17 protein-coding genes are annotated in these 18764 nt (G+C 43.9%); 11 read left to right on the forward strand and 6 right to left on the reverse strand.

All coding sequences use genetic code 11. The features are described 5' to 3' along the window. Positions 1-107: 107 nt before the first annotated feature. From DXX92_RS18525 to DXX92_RS18535, 3 genes are all read left to right on the forward strand, one after another. Positions 108-584, forward strand: a complete 477-nt coding sequence (locus DXX92_RS18525) for a peroxiredoxin (protein WP_181901789.1) — start codon at positions 108-110, stop codon at positions 582-584. Between the two features lie 141 nt (positions 585-725). Beyond that, on the forward strand, positions 726-1256 hold the full coding sequence (gene ftnA / locus DXX92_RS18530) for a non-heme ferritin (protein ID WP_116002144.1): 531 nt from the start codon (positions 726-728) through the stop codon (positions 1254-1256). 125 nt (positions 1257-1381) lie between these two features. Next, positions 1382-2587 carry an NAD(P)/FAD-dependent oxidoreductase gene (locus DXX92_RS18535; RefSeq protein ID WP_116002520.1) on the forward strand — a complete coding sequence of 402 codons (1206 nt, stop codon included), beginning with the start codon at positions 1382-1384 and terminating at the stop codon, positions 2585-2587. 79 nt (positions 2588-2666) lie between these two features. Here the strand turns inward: DXX92_RS18535 and DXX92_RS19150 are convergent, their stop codons facing one another. Further along, positions 2667-4658, reverse strand: coding sequence for a serine hydrolase domain-containing protein (locus DXX92_RS19150; protein ID WP_220347675.1), 1992 nt, complete (start codon positions 4656-4658; stop codon positions 2667-2669). A 224-nt stretch (positions 4659-4882) separates the two neighbouring features. On the opposite strand from DXX92_RS19150, the gene DXX92_RS18545 reads away from it, so the two are divergent. Beyond that, a complete protein-coding gene (locus DXX92_RS18545) occupies positions 4883-6961 on the forward strand; it encodes a winged helix-turn-helix domain-containing protein (protein ID WP_181901790.1) in 2079 nt (692 codons plus the stop codon). 134 nt (positions 6962-7095) lie between these two features. On the opposite strand, the gene msbA is transcribed toward DXX92_RS18545, so the two are convergent. Next, a complete protein-coding gene (msbA, locus tag DXX92_RS18550; protein ID WP_116002146.1) occupies positions 7096-8874 on the reverse strand; it encodes a lipid A export permease/ATP-binding protein MsbA in 1779 nt (592 codons plus the stop codon). 145 nt (positions 8875-9019) lie between these two features. Next, complete coding sequence (locus DXX92_RS18555) at positions 9020-9418, reverse strand: acyl-CoA thioesterase (protein WP_116002147.1); 399 nt, start codon at positions 9416-9418, stop codon at positions 9020-9022. 198 nt (positions 9419-9616) lie between these two features. Here DXX92_RS18555 and ubiE point away from each other — a divergent pair, with 198 nt between their 5' ends. From ubiE to DXX92_RS18590, 7 genes are all read left to right on the forward strand, one after another. Then, positions 9617-10408 (forward strand): bifunctional demethylmenaquinone methyltransferase/2-methoxy-6-polyprenyl-1,4-benzoquinol methylase UbiE, encoded by a 792-nt coding sequence (gene ubiE, locus DXX92_RS18560; RefSeq protein ID WP_309545219.1) that lies wholly within the window; start codon positions 9617-9619, stop codon positions 10406-10408. Between the two features lie 3 nt (positions 10409-10411). Further along, entirely contained in the window at positions 10412-11047 is a 636-nt protein-coding gene (locus tag DXX92_RS18565) for a ubiquinone biosynthesis accessory factor UbiJ (RefSeq protein WP_116002148.1), read from the forward strand. 133 nt (positions 11048-11180) lie between these two features. Further along, entirely contained in the window at positions 11181-12824 is a 1644-nt protein-coding gene (gene ubiB, locus DXX92_RS18570; protein WP_116002149.1) for a ubiquinone biosynthesis regulatory protein kinase UbiB, read from the forward strand. A 255-nt stretch (positions 12825-13079) separates the two neighbouring features. Beyond that, positions 13080-13784: a DUF1538 domain-containing protein gene (locus tag DXX92_RS18575; protein WP_116002523.1), complete on the forward strand. Its 705-nt coding sequence runs from the start codon at positions 13080-13082 to the stop codon at positions 13782-13784. Next, on the forward strand, positions 13781-14590 hold the full coding sequence (locus tag DXX92_RS18580) for a DUF1538 domain-containing protein (RefSeq protein WP_116002150.1): 810 nt from the start codon (positions 13781-13783) through the stop codon (positions 14588-14590). Before DXX92_RS18575 ends, DXX92_RS18580 begins: the two co-directional genes overlap by 4 nt. A gap of 9 nt (positions 14591-14599) precedes the next feature. After that, positions 14600-14950, forward strand: coding sequence for a P-II family nitrogen regulator (locus DXX92_RS18585; protein ID WP_116002151.1), 351 nt, complete (start codon positions 14600-14602; stop codon positions 14948-14950). A gap of 2 nt (positions 14951-14952) precedes the next feature. Beyond that, positions 14953-15351 carry a CBS domain-containing protein gene (locus DXX92_RS18590; RefSeq protein ID WP_116002152.1) on the forward strand — a complete coding sequence of 133 codons (399 nt, stop codon included), beginning with the start codon at positions 14953-14955 and terminating at the stop codon, positions 15349-15351. A 153-nt stretch (positions 15352-15504) separates the two neighbouring features. Here the strand turns inward: DXX92_RS18590 and arsH are convergent, their stop codons facing one another. The 3 genes from arsH to DXX92_RS18605 all read right to left on the reverse strand — a co-directional run bounded on the left by arsH (position 15505) and on the right by DXX92_RS18605 (position 18755). Beyond that, positions 15505-16236, reverse strand: a complete 732-nt coding sequence (gene arsH, locus DXX92_RS18595) for an arsenical resistance protein ArsH (protein WP_116002153.1) — start codon at positions 16234-16236, stop codon at positions 15505-15507. A 99-nt stretch (positions 16237-16335) separates the two neighbouring features. Beyond that, a complete protein-coding gene (gene sigZ / locus DXX92_RS18600; RefSeq protein WP_116002154.1) occupies positions 16336-16878 on the reverse strand; it encodes an RNA polymerase sigma factor SigZ in 543 nt (180 codons plus the stop codon). Positions 16879-17021: 143 nt separating this feature from the next. After that, positions 17022-18755, reverse strand: coding sequence for a two-component system response regulator (locus tag DXX92_RS18605; RefSeq protein WP_116002155.1), 1734 nt, complete (start codon positions 18753-18755; stop codon positions 17022-17024). Between the last annotated feature and the right edge of the window lie 9 nt (positions 18756-18764).

Genomic DNA, 18764 nt, shown 5'->3' on the forward strand with positions numbered 1-18764 from the left:
AACCCCGTTTTATCTGTAAAGACTGCGCACGTAGTGCGCACGACAAAGGCTTTTTGTGTAAGCCAATCAAGCTAAAATAACAATTCATTCATACGAGAAAGCAACAAATGACTATTGCCCTTAACGACAAGATGCCAAGCGGCCAATTACAAGAACTTAAAGATGGTGAAATGATCAACCACGCTACAGATGAACTTTTTGCTAACAAGAAAGTTGTACTGTTTGCCGTACCTGGCGCGTTCACACCAACCTGCTCGGCTGCTCACTTACCTGGTTATGTTGTTAATGCTGACGAATTTAAAGCCAAAGGTGTTGACCTAATCGCTTGTGTGTCAGTTAACGACACCTTTGTCATGAATGCATGGGGCGCAGCACAAAACGCAGAGCATATTGCTATGTTGGCTGATGGTGACGGCAGTTACACCAAAGCCCTTGGTCTTGAAATGGAAACTGGCGCCTTTGGCGGCCTTCGTTCTCAACGTTACGCCATGGTGATCGAAAATGGCACAGTAACACTGTTACATGTTGAAAAACCTAAAGAATTTGAAGTGTCAAAAGCAGAAGCTGTGCTTGCTGCGCTGTAAATATTACACGTTGAGTGCATAACAGAAGATAAACAATAACCATTATCACTTTGTATCCATTTGTTTTTATTGGTTTTTATTTGTCTTCATCAAAAGTTTTTGGCACAATGCCGCCATTATTAACGCTGTGAGGTTGTTCCTATGTTGAAGCCGGAGATGGTTAAAGAGCTTAACCAACAAATTAATTTAGAGTTTTACTCATCAAATATGTACCTACAAATGAGTGCTTGGTGTGAAGACCAAGGCTTTGAAGGAGCGGCAGAGTTCATGCGCAAGCACGCGCTTGAAGAAATGGACCATATGAACCGTTTATTCACTTACGTGAGTGAAACAGGTGCATTACCAATTCTAGGTGCGATTGAAGCGCCACCACACGAATTCAGCTCACTTGCCGATGTGTTCGAACAAACCTATAAGCACGAATGCCATATCACTGAGCAAATTAACGCGCTTGCTCATAAAGCTTTCACCACGCAAGACTACTCAACCTTTAACTTCTTGCAATGGTATGTGGCTGAGCAACACGAAGAAGAAACCTTATTCAAGAGCGTGCTAGATAAAATCAATCTTGTGGGTCACGATGGCCACGCGTTGTTCTTCGTTGATAAAGATTTGGCTGAAATGGCAAAATCTGGCGGCAACGGCAGCGTAATGACGGATACTGGCGCTTAACGAGCTGCTGCCGACAGCGCATAGTAAAAAGCGCATCACAAAAAATAACAGGGGCTTCATAGCCCCTTTATTTTTATCTCACTATAATGTGCGCTTTATTCCTTATCGAGCCACATTCCATGTCAATAGTCCAAACAGATGTTTTAGTTATCGGCGCAGGTGCCGCCGGCCTTATGTGCGCCGCCACCGCAGGCTATCGCGGAAAATCTGTTACTGTCGTGGATATGGGTAAAAAGCCCGGTCGTAAAATACTGATCAGTGGTGGTGGTCGTTGTAACTTTACCAACGAAAATACCCGCCCAGAAAACTACCTGAGCCAAAATCCACATTTTGTAAAATCAGCATTAAGCCGCTATAGCGCGCAAGACTTTATCGAATTAGTTGATCGCCACGGCCTTGCCTATCACCATAAAACTTTAGGCCAGCTATTTTGTGATGACAGCGCACAAGATATTGTTGATATTTTGATGACCGAGTGTGACTGGGCGGGTGTTAATATCGCACTACGCAGCGAAGTGCTGTCAGTAACCAACTTATCTAAAGGCAGCGAAGAAAGCGCACAAGGCTACCAAGTTGTTACCTCTGGTGAAACTTATCATTGCAAATCTTTGGTTATCGCTTCTGGCGGCTTAACCATGCCGAAATTAGGGGCGACACCGATTGGTTATAAAATTGCTGAACAATTCGGTTTGAACGTATTACCGACCATGGCGGCACTGGTACCGTTTACCCTACACGATCACGACAAACAACGCTTTGATGGTTTGTCAGGCATTAGTCTGCCAACAATCGTTACCGCAGATGATGGCACCCAATTTCGTGAGAATATTTTATTTACCCACCGCGGTTTATCCGGCCCCGCAATACTACAAATTTCTTCTTTCTGGCGAGCAGGGCAGGCTGTAACTATCGATTTATTACCTGACAGCCCAATTGCAGATCTCATCAAAGAGTGGCGTCAAACCAGCCCACAAAAATCACTGAAAAACTTGCTAACCACTGTGCTCCCTAAACGCTTAGTAGAAGCCATGTTCAACAATAAAGAGCTGACCGACAAAGTGATCAGCCAGTTAAGTAATGAAGAAGTTACTTACTTGCAGCAATACCTACACCACTGGCAAATAAAACCTAACGGCACCGAAGGGTACCGCACCGCCGAAGTCACCCTAGGCGGCGTTGATACCGACGAACTCAGCTCAAAAACCTTTGAGGCGAAAAACGCCAAAGGCTTATTTTTTATCGGCGAAGTCATTGACGTGACGGGCTGGCTAGGGGGCTACAACTTCCAATTCGCATGGAGTTCTGGCGTAGCTTGTGGGCAGGCGGTGTAAACGGCCTATCGCCAATAAGACAATACCAAGCACTCAAGGTTACATTTGGTATTGTCATCATTATCGGTAGACTCCGCTACTAATCCGCAAATGCTGGAATAACGGTATCGGTAATTTGCGTCATGATTTTATCGTCTCTGTCATGGCCGGTAATGGCGATAACTAACCCTAGCTCTGCGACCACAATAACGCGCTGTCCACCGCCGCCCCATGCCAAATTAGCCACATAAGTTTTGCCTTTCACTTGCACTGGAGTGGTGTACCAGAAATAACCGTAACGGTATTCCTCTGGAATAAAGTCTTCAGGAGGGTTGGCAAAAGCACTCGTAGCTTTCACTAAATAGTCAGTAGAAACAAACGGTTTTCCCTGCCACTTACCTTGATTAGCGACTATTAAGCCTAATTTAACCATATCACGTGACGTTAGGTTTATCTTCCAACCTGCTTGGGGTAGGCCGCTAATGTGTGTGCTCCACTGGTAATTCGCAATATTTAACTTATCTAACACTTCGGTTTTTATGAAGTGTTCGGCCCCCTTTGGCGTTACCGCATCAATCACTGCCATAACAAGTATGGGATTGTAGTTACCATATTTGTAGACTTGGGTTTCATCGGTGATCGGTGCACTGATTTCCAGTAACGCTTGAACCAGCTTTTGACCCTGAAGCTGAGCGGGCGACTTTTCTAATTCCTGCCATTTTTCCTCATCAATGGTTAAACCACCGTGCATAGTAAGCGCTTTGTGTAGTGTAATTTTCTCAGCGCCTTTAACTAGTTCGCTTTTATTTATTTTGTTCAAAAAGCTGATGATTGGCTTATCAAGATCAGCCATCGACAAGTAACCTAGCTGAATCGCACGGCCAACCAGTAAACTTGTGTAGCCTTTGGTGGCAGAGGCTTGCGGGTGAGCCAAATTAAATCGTCCTCTTTGCTGATAACTTTCAAAAACCAAGGCATTCTTATGGGCGATTAACAGGCTGTCGTAATTGCCATGTTTAACGGCACCTATTTCTTTTGCTAGCTGAATAATCGCTTTGGTATTGTCTTCCGCCACGGCCAGTTGCCTTGCCGCTAAGCTGCTATCTGAAGATGATGGCGCTGTATCGAAAAAGGCATTTTTAAGCGCTGGAATATCCCTAAATGACCCGACAGCTTGTGCGGCTGTACCACGCGGCGCACTTGTAGCGTGATACTGCTTGATATGAGCAGGTTTTAGTTGCTCGATGACCTTGGCATCTACCCAAAAGGTATCTACGTTGTCATCGTCCACACTGCGGTTAAAGAATAAATAGTTACCATCAGGCGAGACTTGTGCGGCAAATTCAGAAACTTCAGTGTTAATGTTCTCGCTAAATTTAATCGCCTCGCCCCAAGTGCCATCAGGCTCTTTAAAACTGATAAACAAGTCTGAATTTCGATCATCACTGCCTCGCTGACCATCCCAAATAACATAGCTTTCATCAGGGGCAATAAACGGGTGTGCATTCCATAAACCTGTGTTGATATGCTTAGGGAATGGTTTAGGTGCCAAGCGTTTGCCATTCTCTAATTTGGAATAACGCAGCATTCCCTCTTTTTCGGCAACATCGAATGCAATGGTACCGTTTAATGAAGCGGTCACGCGCATAATCCTGAACTCTTCAAAGTCAGGGCCTAGCCTTTGCATTTCAGACCAACCTGACTCTGTTCGAGTTTTAAAGCTGCGACCAAAAAACATCGTTTTATTATCCGGCGATAGTGTCGGCGTTCCTACCCTTTTGGAAATAACACGCTCCTGCCATTTCTCATCGTGTTGTTCAAAAACAACAAACTCTTGGTACGGTTTATTGTCTTTCATAACTTCTCGAACAAAGTACATTTCATCCAAGCGTGGCGAAAAAACAACGCCGTATTCCCATCCTTCGCTAGAAACAATGTCTGGCGCAAAAACTTCAGGTGTTAACCCTGGTGCATTTTGGCCAAGATATGGGCCAGTTATTGAAGCCTTTACATCCTCAGCTTTTGACAGTGCATTACCACTAAAACTTGCCACTAGTGCTAATGCCAATAAATTTTTAAAAGTTACCTTCATGATTGTTCTTCCCCTTTGCCAAATGGCATTTCTTCAAAGCGTTTGGATCGTTGTTCAACGATCCTTATTTTGTTTGCATGCAAAAGTTGAATATCAAGCTGCCAGCTCATGCCCTGAAGCACATGAAAAAAACCTGACGTTTAGCTGATTTCTCTGTTTTCAGCTTTATTTTGTAAGTGTGTACGGTAAGATTTGAGCAGAATTACCAAGGAATGAACTTTTTTATGGCCACGCAGTTTTGGGTTAACAACTACTTTATCGATGTCAGTCGAAACCAAATAAAGCATCAACAACAAGCCACCCAAATCCCTCCTAAAGCATTAAAAGTATTAGAGGTGTTAGCGAGCCGGGCGGGTGAAGTCGTCAGCCATGATGAGTTAATGGATGTAGTTTGGGAGAGCAGTGTTGTTGGCCCCAATACCTTGCAACGTGCCATTGCCCAGTTGCGCAAAGCATTCGGTGACGACAGTAAACAACAAGCATTTATTAAAACTCATGCGAAAAAGGGCTACAGCTTAGAAGCGAATGTACGTTGGGAAACAAATAACAATCAGAAAACGCCTGTTCGTGAATTAGAGCCAAATAAATCACTAACCTATCGGTATGCGTTGGCGGCATTGGCGAGTGTCGCTTTACTCGTTTTCATGCTATTTCCGTCAGAGCAAGCCGTTTTTGATCGCGTTATGCCACTCACAGCAAGTGACGAACAAGAATTTAATGCCGCCTATTCCCCTGACGGTAGATATTTAGTTTTCAACCGTTATGTTGGCCAATGTATTAGTCACTTATGGGCTAAAGATTTAACCAACAACCAAGAAGAGCGTTTAAGCACAGAGCCTGGGCATTATAGCCAGCTAAGTTGGTCGTCGGATGGTTCTCAGTTAGCGTTTATCTTGCAATCTGATTGCTCAGATGATCTTGAATATACGCAGCAATGTTGGCAATTACAGACGCTAGATTTCGCTGAGGCTTGGAATGGTAACGCGAAAAATCTATTGCGTTACAACTGTGCCAACATCAAAACAACGCACCCTACTTGGCTCAATGACGGCCGAATAGCGATGCTGCAATATCCCACACCTGACAGTAATCAACCGACACTGGTTATCTATGATGCTGTTGCTGATGAGCTCACTAACATACCGACAAGTGACAGTGATCGAATATATTCGCTGGATTATTCTCGTCGCTTAGATCGGTTGGCAACCGTATCTATCAGTGATGACCATATGCATATATTGCGAACCTTATCTGTTGACGGAACAACAAAGAGCGAAGCGCAAATATCTCCAACAGAAAGTTATTCTGCAGATGCTCGCTTTCCAATTGACTTTTCGCCTGACGGTGAGCATTTTTTGACTCATCTTGAAGGGCAAATATATCGTCTTGGTATCGACGGCGACCTTACCTTGATGCACCCAGCAAGCCACTCGGGACTCTGGAATCCTAGTTACCACCCGAGCCAAGAGAAGTTTGCTGCTACCTTTGGTATTAAAGACTATGATATTGGCTACCTGTCCCTAGAAAGCGAAGAAGAGGCAGATATACAGACGTTTGCTCGCTCTACTTCTGTTGATTTCAATGCCAAATTTCAACCTAGCGGCGAGCTCATTACCTTTATCTCGCACCGCTCTGGCAAACGCCAACTATGGGTAATTGATGGCACTAGCACCTACCAACTTACCCAATTTGAACAAGGACTTAGAAGTAGCCGATACGAATGGTCACCTGACGGGCAAACCCTAGCCGTTAATGTAAACAACCAAATTGCGTTAATTAGCTTAGATGGTAGCTATCGGCTGGTTAAATCACCGATATCGGTGAGCGTGATAATGCCTTGGACGGCTCCAGACACACTACTGGTAACAGATAACCAAACTAAACAACAGCGATTGTTTGCGATTGATATCAATAGCGGTGACGCTACCGATTTGGCGCAGGAGCAAATTTTATGGGCTGCCTACTATCAAGCAGATCAATTGCTTTACCTGAATAGCCAAGGCCAAGCCATGCTGCGTTCTGGCTCAGACTCGGGCTCTGGCTCTGTTTCAAATATTCAACCGCTTAACATATTGACCAATAAGCTGTTTGACGATTATTTATTGTTAAAAGGGGACTCGCTTTATGGCATTAGTTCGCAAGCAAAGCTTTGGCGTTACGATTTAAAATTACATCAGCTAACGCCTATTGCTAACCTTGATAAAGATGTTCTTTATGTTACTGATATCCGAGATGATAAAATGCTGGCGAGCAAATTCATTGGCGGCAGACGAGAGCTAGTTGAATTTAGCCAGCCTAAGTAGGGGAGGCAAGAAGATAGATTCTAATCACATACGCCTAACCGATTGGCAAACCAAGAAAAAAGTACCCCGCTATTTGCAAACAAAAGGCTAGCAATTTCGCTAGCCTTTTACGTTCTATATGCTGAGTTTGTTAGTTATTGAGCAAACTGAAACTTATGCAGCTGCGCGTAAGCGCCATCTTGCGCTAGTAACGCTTCGTGATTGCCTTGCTCTATCACTTTACCCTGATCGATCACCAAAATATTGGTGGCACTTTCAATCGTCGATAAACGGTGAGCGATAATGATTGATGTGCGTTGCTGTTGCAGTTCGGTCAAAGCATCCTGAATATGGCGCTCAGATTCAGTGTCTAGCGCACTGGTGGCTTCATCTAAAATTAAGAAAGGTGCATCACATAGCAATGCTCTAGCAATTGCCACGCGTTGACGTTGACCACCTGATAGCAGGGCGCCATTGTCACCAATATTGGTGTCTAAGCCTTGTGGCAATTTGTCGGCAAATTCCAATACGTGAGCTTTCTTTGCGGCTGCGATGATTTCTTCGCGGCTTGCTTCAGGCTTGGCATACGCAATATTGTTAGCAAGCGAGTCGTTAAACAGCACAACTTGTTGAGATACATAAGCAAATTGGCGACGTAGCGATTTAATCGTCAGTGTCGAGATATCGGTATCGTCAATTAAAATTTCGCCTTTTTGCGCTTGATAGAACCTTAATAACAACGACGTTAACGTCGATTTACCGCTACCAGAGCGGCCCACCAAAGCAATTGTTTCGCCGGTATTGGCGTGAAAGCTGATATTGTCGAGCGTTAGCTTTTCTTCATTCGGGTATGCGAAGCTCACATTGCGAACGGTTAACGCACCTTGCGATTGCTCAAGCACCTTATCACCAGTTTCTTGCTCTGGTTGCTTGTCGAGCAGTTCAAAAATACTGCTACTCGCCGCCATTCCGCGCTGGAATTCATTGTTCACATTAGTGAGCAGTTTCAGTGGCCTCAATAGCATGGTCATATAAGTCACTACGCCCATAAATACACCGGGCGTTAAGCTGTCAACAAAGCCATCAAGGGTGGCCACATACAGTACAAAGGCTAAAGCGAAGGACGCAATAATTTGAATAATTGGCACACTGGCAGACTTAGCGGTGACCATTTTCATCCGCTGCTGGCGATTGTGCTTATTAATTTGGTAGAAGCGATCATTTTCACGCTCTTGGCCATCAAACGTGATAACAACCTTGTGTCCGTTAAACGTTTGCTCTGCAGCGCTGGTCACTTCACCCATGGCGTTTTGAATATTTTTACTGATCTTGCGAAAACGTTTAGACACTATAGTCACAATCACCGCGATAATTGGCGTGATCACTAAGAAAATCGCCGATAACTGCCAGCTTTCCCAAAACATTAGGAATAGTAAGCCAATTACAAAGCCGCCTTGCTGAACCAGCGTCAATAATGACTTGCTCACCGCTTGTAACACTTGCTCCGTGTCAAACGTTAGCTTGGAAATTAAGGTACCCGTAGACGTGCTATCGTGAAAGGCAACAGGCATTGCCATAACATGCTTAAAAATTTTCTGGCGCAAGTCGGCAACCACATTGTTGCCAACCCAAGCTAAACAGTAATTGCTTAAGAAGTGGAAAGTGCCGCGCAAAATAAAGCAGACAATCACAAACAGCGGGGCCCACTTCATAAACTCTGGGTTTTTGCCTGTTAAGCCTTCATCGATCAGCGCTGGCAATTTAGATAAGAAGTAAACATCAATTGAGGCATAGCCAAGCATACAAAAGATCGCGAAAAACGATGCTGCTCGGTAAGGAAACGCATGGCGAATCAAGCGCTTAAAATTAAGCCAAGTGTTTAACTCGGTTACGTGTTGTTCGGCTGGCGATACTTCTTTGGAGCCATTTCCCATGGATTAAATTCTCGTGTCTTGCGTATGCAATCTAGCTGAAATAATAACTTAGCGCTGATAGAAAGCGTTCTGCGCTGAAATTTTGCTAATTATATACAAAGTTTGTGGGCATTGGCATGACTGTATAAGATTCTCGTCAATGTGATTAATCTTCTGGCAAACAGCCGTGAGGGATCGGCTTCATGGTTTCAGGGTCAACACAGACAAAAGTCACATCGTGCACTTCACAGATAACGCAATGAGTTGATTTATTGCGCACCAGTACATCAACCGTGATTGAGGTACGACCAAGGTTCTTGGTTTTCATCCCAAATTCGATGATATTGCCTTTGAAAGCTGGCGCACGAAAATTAATTTCGCCAAATCGAGCCGTTACCATGGTCATATCATCTTGGTTACCTAATTGGCACTTGGCGTAGATGTAAATTTCTTCGTCTATCCACGCCAACATAGTGCCACCAAACAAGGTGTCATTGTGATTAAGGTTGCCGGTTTGCACTAAACGGCGACCGAAAAAGGCCCAATCTTGCGAGGCTGATGTCATTCGTTATACCTATCAGTAAAGTGTTGAAGTTAAGTTTATCACGCTCGGCCAGTAATCAGGCGATATGTCGCAGAAAAACCCCCAAAGTAATCCAAGATGCCCTAGATCAATCTCTCGCTAAAATATATCGGCAAAAGCTGATTTTAACTAAGGCTTGCAGTACACTAGCGTCAACTTGAAAAGGTAAACGAATAATTGATGTCTCAGCCCATGCAGCACGAACAAACTGAAAACCAAAACGCAACGGATCAAGAAACCACTCATTTTGGCTACCAAACGGTAGAAAAAGGTTCTAAAGAATCTATGGTGGCAGGTGTATTCCACTCTGTAGCGAAACAATACGACATTATGAATGACTTGATGTCTTTCGGTATTCATCGCTTGTGGAAACGTTTTACCATTGACGCTTCAGGCGTGCGCCCTGGCAATAAAGTTTTAGATTTAGCCGGTGGCACGGGCGACTTAACGGCGAAGTTCTCTCAGCTTGTGGGCAAAGACGGCAAAGTGATTTTGGCAGACATCAATAGCTCAATGCTTAATGTAGGTCGTGACAAATTGCGTGACCGCGGCTTAGTGCAAAACATTGAGTATGTGCAAGCAAACGCCGAACACTTACCATTTGAAGAAAATACCTTTGATATTGTGACCATTGCTTTTGGTCTACGTAATGTCACCAACAAAGACAACGCATTGCGTTCAATTTTCCGTGTATTAAAACCAGGTGGACGGCTACTGGTATTAGAGTTTTCAAAGCCTGAGCACGAAATCCTTAACAAAGCTTACGACTTCTATTCATTCAACATTTTGCCAAAAATGGGTGAACTGGTCGCCAAAGACGGTGAAAGCTACCAGTACTTAGCCGAGTCAATTCGCATGCACCCAGATCAAGAAACGTTAAAAACTATGATGAATGATGCAGGCTTTGAACAAACTACTTATCACAACTTAACCGGTGGTATTGTGGCGTTACACAAGGGCTACAAGTTCTAATTTATGCGACCTGCTTTACTTGCTCAATTGCTGTGTTCAGCGATAGAAACTATCGCTAATCAAGCGTTTGCACTAAGTGAAAGGCCAGTAACTTTTGCCGAAAAGTATCAAGGCAAAGCACTTGCTATTGACCTCAAAGAGCTCGGCTTTTCACTGCAATTTCAATATATCTCTGCGAAGTTATTAGTCACAAGTCCTGAGCAGCCAGCTGCTGATTGCACCATTACCACTAGCTTATCAACACTGAACAAAATAAAAAGTGAGTACCAACTTACTGAATTAATAAAGGCAGACCAGCTCGATATTTCGGGCGATATGAAACTCGCACAGCAGTTTGCTGCCTTGGCAGAAAGTATTGAGATTGATTGGGGCAGTGCCATTGAGGCACATATTGGTGATGTTGCAACGCACAAGTTGCTAAGCCTTGTGGCTAAAGCGAAAGACAAGCTGAATTTTGCTAAAGCACAAATAAGCGCGGATATGAGCGAATACTTGGTCTTTGAGCAACAGTTAGTGGTTTCTGCTAGCGAATTGCGTCACTTTAACGAAGGCGTAAAAGACAACCAGCAATACGCTGAGCAGCTTGCTCAACGCATTGATGATCTGTCAGCAAAAATCTCGAAACTCAGCCATCATTAGCGGGTATAGCTCACTAAGAATTTGGCTTTGTTAATCTCAGCTTTGTAAACAAGAGCCTTGTAACTCTTAGCCTTATAAAATATGGCAAGTCAAAATAAGCGGCTTCAGCCAATAACACTAACGGAATGCCAACGTGCGCAGCTTACGAATTTATCGAATTATTAAAACCTTTCTTCAGCATGGATTAGACGATCTGCTGCCAAGCAAAGCTATTCCTTGGTACGTAAAACTGGCAAGGCTTTCACTGTTTTGGTTATACAACAAACATTCAGATAAAAGCGATGCCCAGCGTTTTCGTTTAGCCATTGAGGCGTTAGGGCCTGTATTTATCAAGTTTGGTCAAATGCTCTCAACACGCCGAGACCTGTTGCCACAAGCCTTTGCCGAAGAGCTGGCATTACTACAAGACCAAGTACCACCCTTTTCTGGCGAGCAAGCCTTAAAACAAATAGAAAAATCGATTGGTCGCGAAGCCTTTGCCACCCATTTTAAAAACTTTGAACAAGAGCCGCTTGCGTCTGCTTCGATTGCACAAGTGCATACCGCCACGTTACTAGATGACGACGGTAACAACATAGAAGTCGTACTAAAAGTACTTCGCCCGGGTATTGAAAAAACCATTATCGCTGACATTAACGTTATGTTGATGTTTGCAGGCATTGTCGCCAAGTGGCTGCCTGACGGTAAACGGTTGCGTCCAAAAGAAGTGGTGAACGAATACAAGAAAACCATTTTAGATGAATTAGACTTAAACCGTGAAGCGGCTAATGCCATTCAACTAAAGCGCAATTTCACGCAAGGCCGTGATACAGATCACCACTTATACGTTCCTGAAATTTACAGCAGCTATTGCCACAAGAACGTTTTAGTGATGGAGCGCATCTATGGCATAGGTGTTGGAGAAGTAGCCACCTTGCAGGAACTTGGCTGCAATATGAAGCTCTTGGCTGAACGCGGCGTTGAAGTGTTTTTCACGCAAGTATTTCGCGACAGCTTCTTCCATGCCGATATGCACCCCGGCAATGTATTCGTTAACGCCAGCAACCCTAGCGATCCAACGTGGATCGCCATTGATTGCGGTATTGTTGGCACACTAAACAAAGAAGATAAACGCTATTTAGCTGAAAACTTTGTAGCGTTTTTCAATCGCGATTACCGCAAAGTAGCGCAATTACATGTCGATTCAGGTTGGGTGCCACGCGACACTAGCGTTGATGAATTCGAATTTGCTATTCGCACGGTTTGCGAGCCTATTTTTAATAAGCCGCTGGCCGAAATCTCGTTTGGCCAAGTGTTGGTGAACCTGTTTAATACAGCCCGCAGATTTAACATGGAAGTACAACCACAACTGGTGTTACTGCAAAAAACCTTACTCTATATCGAAGGTTTAGGGCGCCAACTCTACCCTCAGTTAGATTTATGGCAAACCGCAAAGCCGTTTTTAGAAAACTGGGTAAAAGAGCAAATGGGGGTTTCGGCAGTTTTTGGCAAAATTAAAGACAACTTGCCGTTCTGGAATGAAAAACTACCTGAAGTACCTGATCTGGTTTATGACTTTTTGTACTCAGGAAAACAGGCACATTTACAGCAAATTGAATTATTGACCGAAATCAAACAACACCAGCAAGTAAAATCACGCCAGCTGACATATTCTATTCTTGCAGCCGGAGCAATGATCACTAGCGCGTTAAGTTTGTCCGCTCAGAACTGGCTTGTTACCTATGCTACTGGTGCTATTGCGGTGCTATTTGCAATCAAAGCACTCAGCGCTCGCTAGCGCTAATTTCTGCTAACGCTAATTCCTATTGAGGAGCTAAACTGCTCCTCTTCTATCTGCTTTCTTCTGTCCGCAGCTACTCCTTCTTGCTATTCGGCGTAAACCCTCACTCAGAAATTTTCCAGCATTCTCAAAATCAATTGCTAAGCTTGTTTTAAATCAAAACCTAAGCAGTAGCCAACTGCTAAGATGAAGAAAATATAGACAAGGAACTCGCTCAGCTTGCAAGAAACCATCAAAAAGCTCGCTGGATTTATGCTCGGCAGTATTCGCGATTTAGCGCCAATTATTGCCGTGATCGTGTTTTTTCAGCTAGTCATTATTCAACAACCCCTACCTAACGTGCTAGAGCTCTTAGTCGGTGTACTTTTTGTACTACTCGGCTTGACCTTTTTTATCCATGGTTTAGAGCAAGGCCTGTTTCCTATTGGCGAAACCATGGCTCACGCATTTGCCAAAAAAGGCAGTGTCTTTTGGCTACTCGTTTTTGCCTTTGCACTGGGTTTTGGTACGACAGTCGCCGAGCCTGCGCTTATTGCCGTTGCGGCAGAAGCCGCTGAGGTCGCTGCCAGTGGCAATATGATAGCCGCCGATGAAGCAGCAAAAGCTAGCTATGCTAATGGCCTACGATTTACCGTTGCCTTATCAGTTGGACTCGCCATTGTGCTTGGTGTATTTCGAATTCTTAAGGGGTGGCCAATTCAGTACCTAATTATTGGTGGCTATGTCTTGGTGGTAATTCTTACCTTGTTTGCACCGGTTGAAATTATTGGTATCGCATACGACTCTGGCGGTGTTACTACGTCAACGATCACAGTGCCTTTGGTGACCGCTCTCGGGGTCGGCCTTGCTTCTTCCATTAAAGGTCGTAACCCAATGATTGATGGCTTTGGTTTGATTGCACTCGCATCATTAACGCCAATGATGTTTGTCATGGTTTACGGGATGGTGATGCTATGAACCTACTCACGATATTGACCGATCTCGCACAAACCATGTTCAGCACGGTAACAGATGTTATTCCAATTGCCGTTATTATTTTTGGCTTTCAATTTGCCGTCATACGCCAGCCTGTACCCAATATCGGTAAGGTACTGACAGGGTTTGTTTGGGTTGTCGTCGGCCTAACGTTTTTCTTAGTCGGCTTAGAACGAGCCTTGTTCCCACTTGGCAAACTAATGGCGCAGCAACTTACTGACCCTGTGTTTATTGCTGGTGGCGAAGCACTTAACGCGGTTAAACAGGCTATTACACTTAGCTGGCAAGACTATGGCTGGGTTTATTTATTCGCTTTCTTAATCGGTTTTAGTACCACCATTGCCGAACCCTCATTAATTGCTGTGGCGATCAAAGCGAACCAAGTTTCTGGTGGTGCCATTGGCATTTGGGGATTGCGTATTTCAGTTGCACTTGGCGTTGCTATTGGGATTTCTTTGGGTTGTTACCGCATTGTTGTTGGCGACCCTATTCACTGGTACATCATTGCTGGCTATGTCGTTGTGGTTATCCAAACCTTATTTGCGCCGAAATTGATTATTCCACTGGCGTATGATTCCGGTGGGGTAACAACGTCAACCGTAACCGTGCCATTAGTCGCAGCGCTTGGTTTAGGCCTAGCGGAAACTGTGCCGGGCAGAAGCCCACTTATTGATGGCTTTGGATTAATCGCTTTTGCTAGTCTGTTCCCGATGATGTCGGTAATGGCCTATGCACAATTAAGTCAATGGTACGCTCAGCGCAAACGCCCTGAAGCGGCTCAATCTTAAGGAATTATTATGCGCTTTAAACTTATTGTGGTCTTCGTGGAAGATGCACTAACAGATCAAGTCGTTGAATCTGCTCGTGAAACAGGCGCGACGGGCGCGACTGTTATCAACAATGCTCGCGGAGAAGGGTTAAATAAGTCAAAAACCTTTTTTGGCTTGGATTTAGTCACTCAACGTGACGTGGTGCTGCTATTGGTAGAAGAGCACATGTCACGCCATATTTTAGAAGAAATCGCCCGAGTAGGTGAGTTTGACGAAAAACCAGGCTCAGGTATTGCTTTCCAAATCGATGTTGAAGACGCGGTTGGCGTATCTCATCAAATCAGTCAATTAAGCTCAAGTGTGGAGAACGAACTGTGAGTATGAAACAAACCATCAAAGCAAAAGATGTTATGACCTCAGCCTATGCCCAACTTGACGGCATGCAAACAGTGCGCGAAGCACTTACCGCGATGAAAGAAAAAAATACGCAAGTCGTGATTGTGAACAAACGCGACCAACATGACGCTTATGGTATTTTATTGCTGTCAGACATCGCGAAAAAAGTGCTGGCTAAAGACCGCTCGCTTGACCGCGTGAATATTTATGAAATTATGTCTAAGCCAGTGATGTCGGTGCCGCCAGAAATGGATGTACGCTACTGTGCACGCTTATTTGATAAGTTTGGCTTGAGCTGTGCGCCAGTGATTGAATCAGAGCAAATTCTGGGCTTAGTTGGCTATCAAGAATTGCTGATGAAAACTATTGAACAATTTGAGTAATCGCTGACACTGCTTGCAATAAGCTTTTTTCCAAAAAAAATACGAAAAAGGTCAGCGTGATAACAGCTGACCTTTTTTATTCAAAACTAAGACTAAGCGACTAATTTAGCTTAAAGCCCCAGCATACTCAGATGTACTAGTTCAGACTAGTCACTAGCAACAAGCCGCTTTCCCCTCTACTTTTGCTTCTAGTACATCCGCTTGTGCAACTTGCGCTTTAACTGCTTGTAATGCCTGTGTATTGCGTTCACTAAACCTGTCGGTGAGCATAGGGTTGGCATCGCGAGTCAACAAAGTGAATTTCATTAACTCTTCCATCACATCAACAATGCGATCCCTAAAGGGTGACGCTTTCATTGTTCCATCAGGGTTAAACTCTTGCCAAGCTTTCGCTACCGATGATTGATTCGGTATGGTTAGCATACGCATCCACCGACCTAAGACCCGCATATTGTTGAGCGCATTAAAGCTTTGAGAGCCACCCGTCACTTGCATAATCGCCAGCGTCTTCCCTTGTGTCGGGCGCACAGCACCATCAGAGAGCGGTATCCAGTCAATTTGATTTTTAAACACCCCTGACATATTGCCGTGAATTTCCGGCGAACTCCACACTTGAGCTTCTGACCACATAACAAGTTGCCTTAATTCCTTCACTTTTGGGTGCGAAGCCGACGCACCATTATCAAACATTGGCAACTCCGCTGGATTAAAGAACCTCACCTCAGCGCCTAAATGTTCGAGTATATTGCCCGCTTCTTGTGCCGCAAAACGACTAAAAGAATTCTCTCGTAGCGATCCGTACAGCACCAATACTCTTGGTTTATGGGGGCTCGGCTTAGTTACAGTTGAACTGAGGTTAAAGGTATTATTTTCTAGGTAATTCATTAGCTATCCTATGTTGGTTAAGACAGCTATAAGACGTGCGTCAGTCTGAAAAGACGAAACAACAACGAGAAAAAATCAAAATATTTTGCTAACGCTTACTTAGTCGCAACGTAAACAATTAGTCGGTTTTTCGATAAATTCGATTAAATTACCCTTTTTATCCAACTCGAAATGGCAGCAGTCATCAAACAAGGTTTTTAATAACATCCGTCCTTTTTGGACGCGAGACTTTAACGTTGAATAGCTAATCCCAAGCTGCTCTGCGTATTGCTTTTGGGAATGCTCCGAAAGCTCAATAACAGTCAGCAATTCTGCAGTTTCTCGTGGCAGTGCGTTAATAAAAGGCGCGATACATTTCGACAACTCTTCTTTAACATCCGGTGGACTATTTTCATACCACAAGTCTTGCGCACTAAGATCTCGGTTTCGTTGTTTTCGATAAAAATCGATGATGGTGCGGTTAGTAATTTGGAACAGCCAAGGCTTAATACGGCTTTTATCTTTAAGCTCGGGTAACTTGGCGTGTACTTTAATCAAAATTTCCTGCAACAAGTCTTCAACATCATCAACGTTAGCCACTCGTGATAACAAAAACGCTTTCAAACTACTTTTGTATTGTTGCCAGATAACTTCAAGCTTCATATCAGTGCACCTTAGACATGTGTTACATGATAGGGAAGAGTGGGGAAATTTATCACAATCCTCTCAGCAGCTTAAGCCAAATAGTTAGCGAACTCTGCTTGAAGGATTAAAGACTTAAAGCAGATGAGCAATGAAAAGCTAGCCTAGCTATAAGCTGACGAAATTTGATCTGAACGGCTCACTAGCTTGGTCAGTGAGGCTAGCGGCATGGGTTTATAGTAAAAGTAGCCTTGGTGGTAATGAATATGAAGCTGCTGACAATAGTCCGCTTGCTCCGCACTTTCTATTCCCTCTGCAACCACTCTCATATTCAGCTTTTGTAGCATGCTGGCAACGCCCGCCAACATCGCCTTACTCATCGAGTGTTGCGAGCCAGAATCATCAATAATACTGCGATCAATTTTAACCGTATGAATGGGACATTTTAGTAGGTGTGATAACGACGAATACCCCGTACCAAAGTCATCCAACGCTATCTTAATACCATACTCATATAAGGCTTCTAAGTTTTCTAATGTTGCGGTGTTATCGTTGAGTAGGGCGGTTTCGGTAATTTCAATGGTGATATTCTTGGCAAGAATTTTCTTTTGTTTTAACCGGTTAATGATCGCCTTAGCAAAGCCTGCTTCGGTGAGTTGGCAAGGAGAAACATTGATAGAAACATAAAATTCAGACGCTGGTGATTGTAAATACGTTGCCAATTCTTCAAGTGCTTTGTCAAATACCCACAAACCTAGTTTTTGAATAAGGCCACATTCTTCTGCAACCGGAATAAACTGATCTGGTCGCTGCGTGACATTTGCTTTGGGCCAGCGCACTAACGCTTCAGCCCCCATAATTTGTCCTTGCTTGACGATAGGTTGGTAGTGAAGCTCGAAATCCTGTGCAAACGATGCGCGCCTAAGCTCGGTTTCGATCTTATATTTGAATAAGATCTCTGCCTGCATATTGTCTTCGTATACACACAGCTTTTCGTGAACGTTTTGTTTAGCTCGATACATAGCAATATCTGCACACTTCATCAGCTCTGTTTGAGTATCCCCATTGAGTGGGAACAGCGCCATACCAACGCTTGCAGAGCTATGAACTAAATGGTCGTCGATCATAAAAGGTTCCGCCAGAGCCTCTAAAAGCCGATTACCAATTTGTTTTGCTTCTACCAACGACTTAAGCTGACCGCAGGCAAAGGCAAACTCATCCCCCCCAAGTCGAGCAAACAGCTCGTTACTGCGAAAGACTTTTTTAAAGCGCTTGGCCACTTCAACAAGCAATTGATCGCCAACATTGTGACCATATGTATCGTTAATATGCTTAAATTTGTCGAGATCGAGCAACATTACGACAATAATTTCACTGGGATGGCGCAGTCCTGCTTTGATGCGCTGCAATAATGATTCTTCAAAATGGTAGCGATTGTACAAGCCAGTCAGAGAATCACGCTCCGCCATACTCTTAACTTTTTGATAGCTGTCGTAAAGCTCTTGTTCTAACTCATAACGCTTTTTCGCCTGTAAAATTGAGCGTTTTAGCTGTGAAGGGGTAATATCTTCTTTGAGTACAAAGTCTTGGGCACCCGCATTAATAGCATCAAGTATAAGCTCATCATCCGCATAATTGCTGACCATAATAAAAGCCGTTTCACAGACAAAGGGCGATTTTTTCAGTTTAAGCATCAACTCAATACCATTAACCGCAGGCATCAGATAATCTAATAAAACCACATCAAAATTTTGATAAGTAAGTTGTTGCAGTGCTTTATTTGGCTCGCTTTCTTCGACAATATTGTAGTTAAAATCAGCGTTCGACAGAGCGCGCTTTAAACTAGCCCGCTCAATATCATCATCATCCACGATAAGCACATTTAACTGGTTATACATCCTTATACC

The organism is Thalassotalea euphylliae, assembly GCF_003390395.1.
GTDB lineage: Bacteria > Pseudomonadota > Gammaproteobacteria > Enterobacterales > Alteromonadaceae > Thalassotalea_F > Thalassotalea_F euphylliae_C.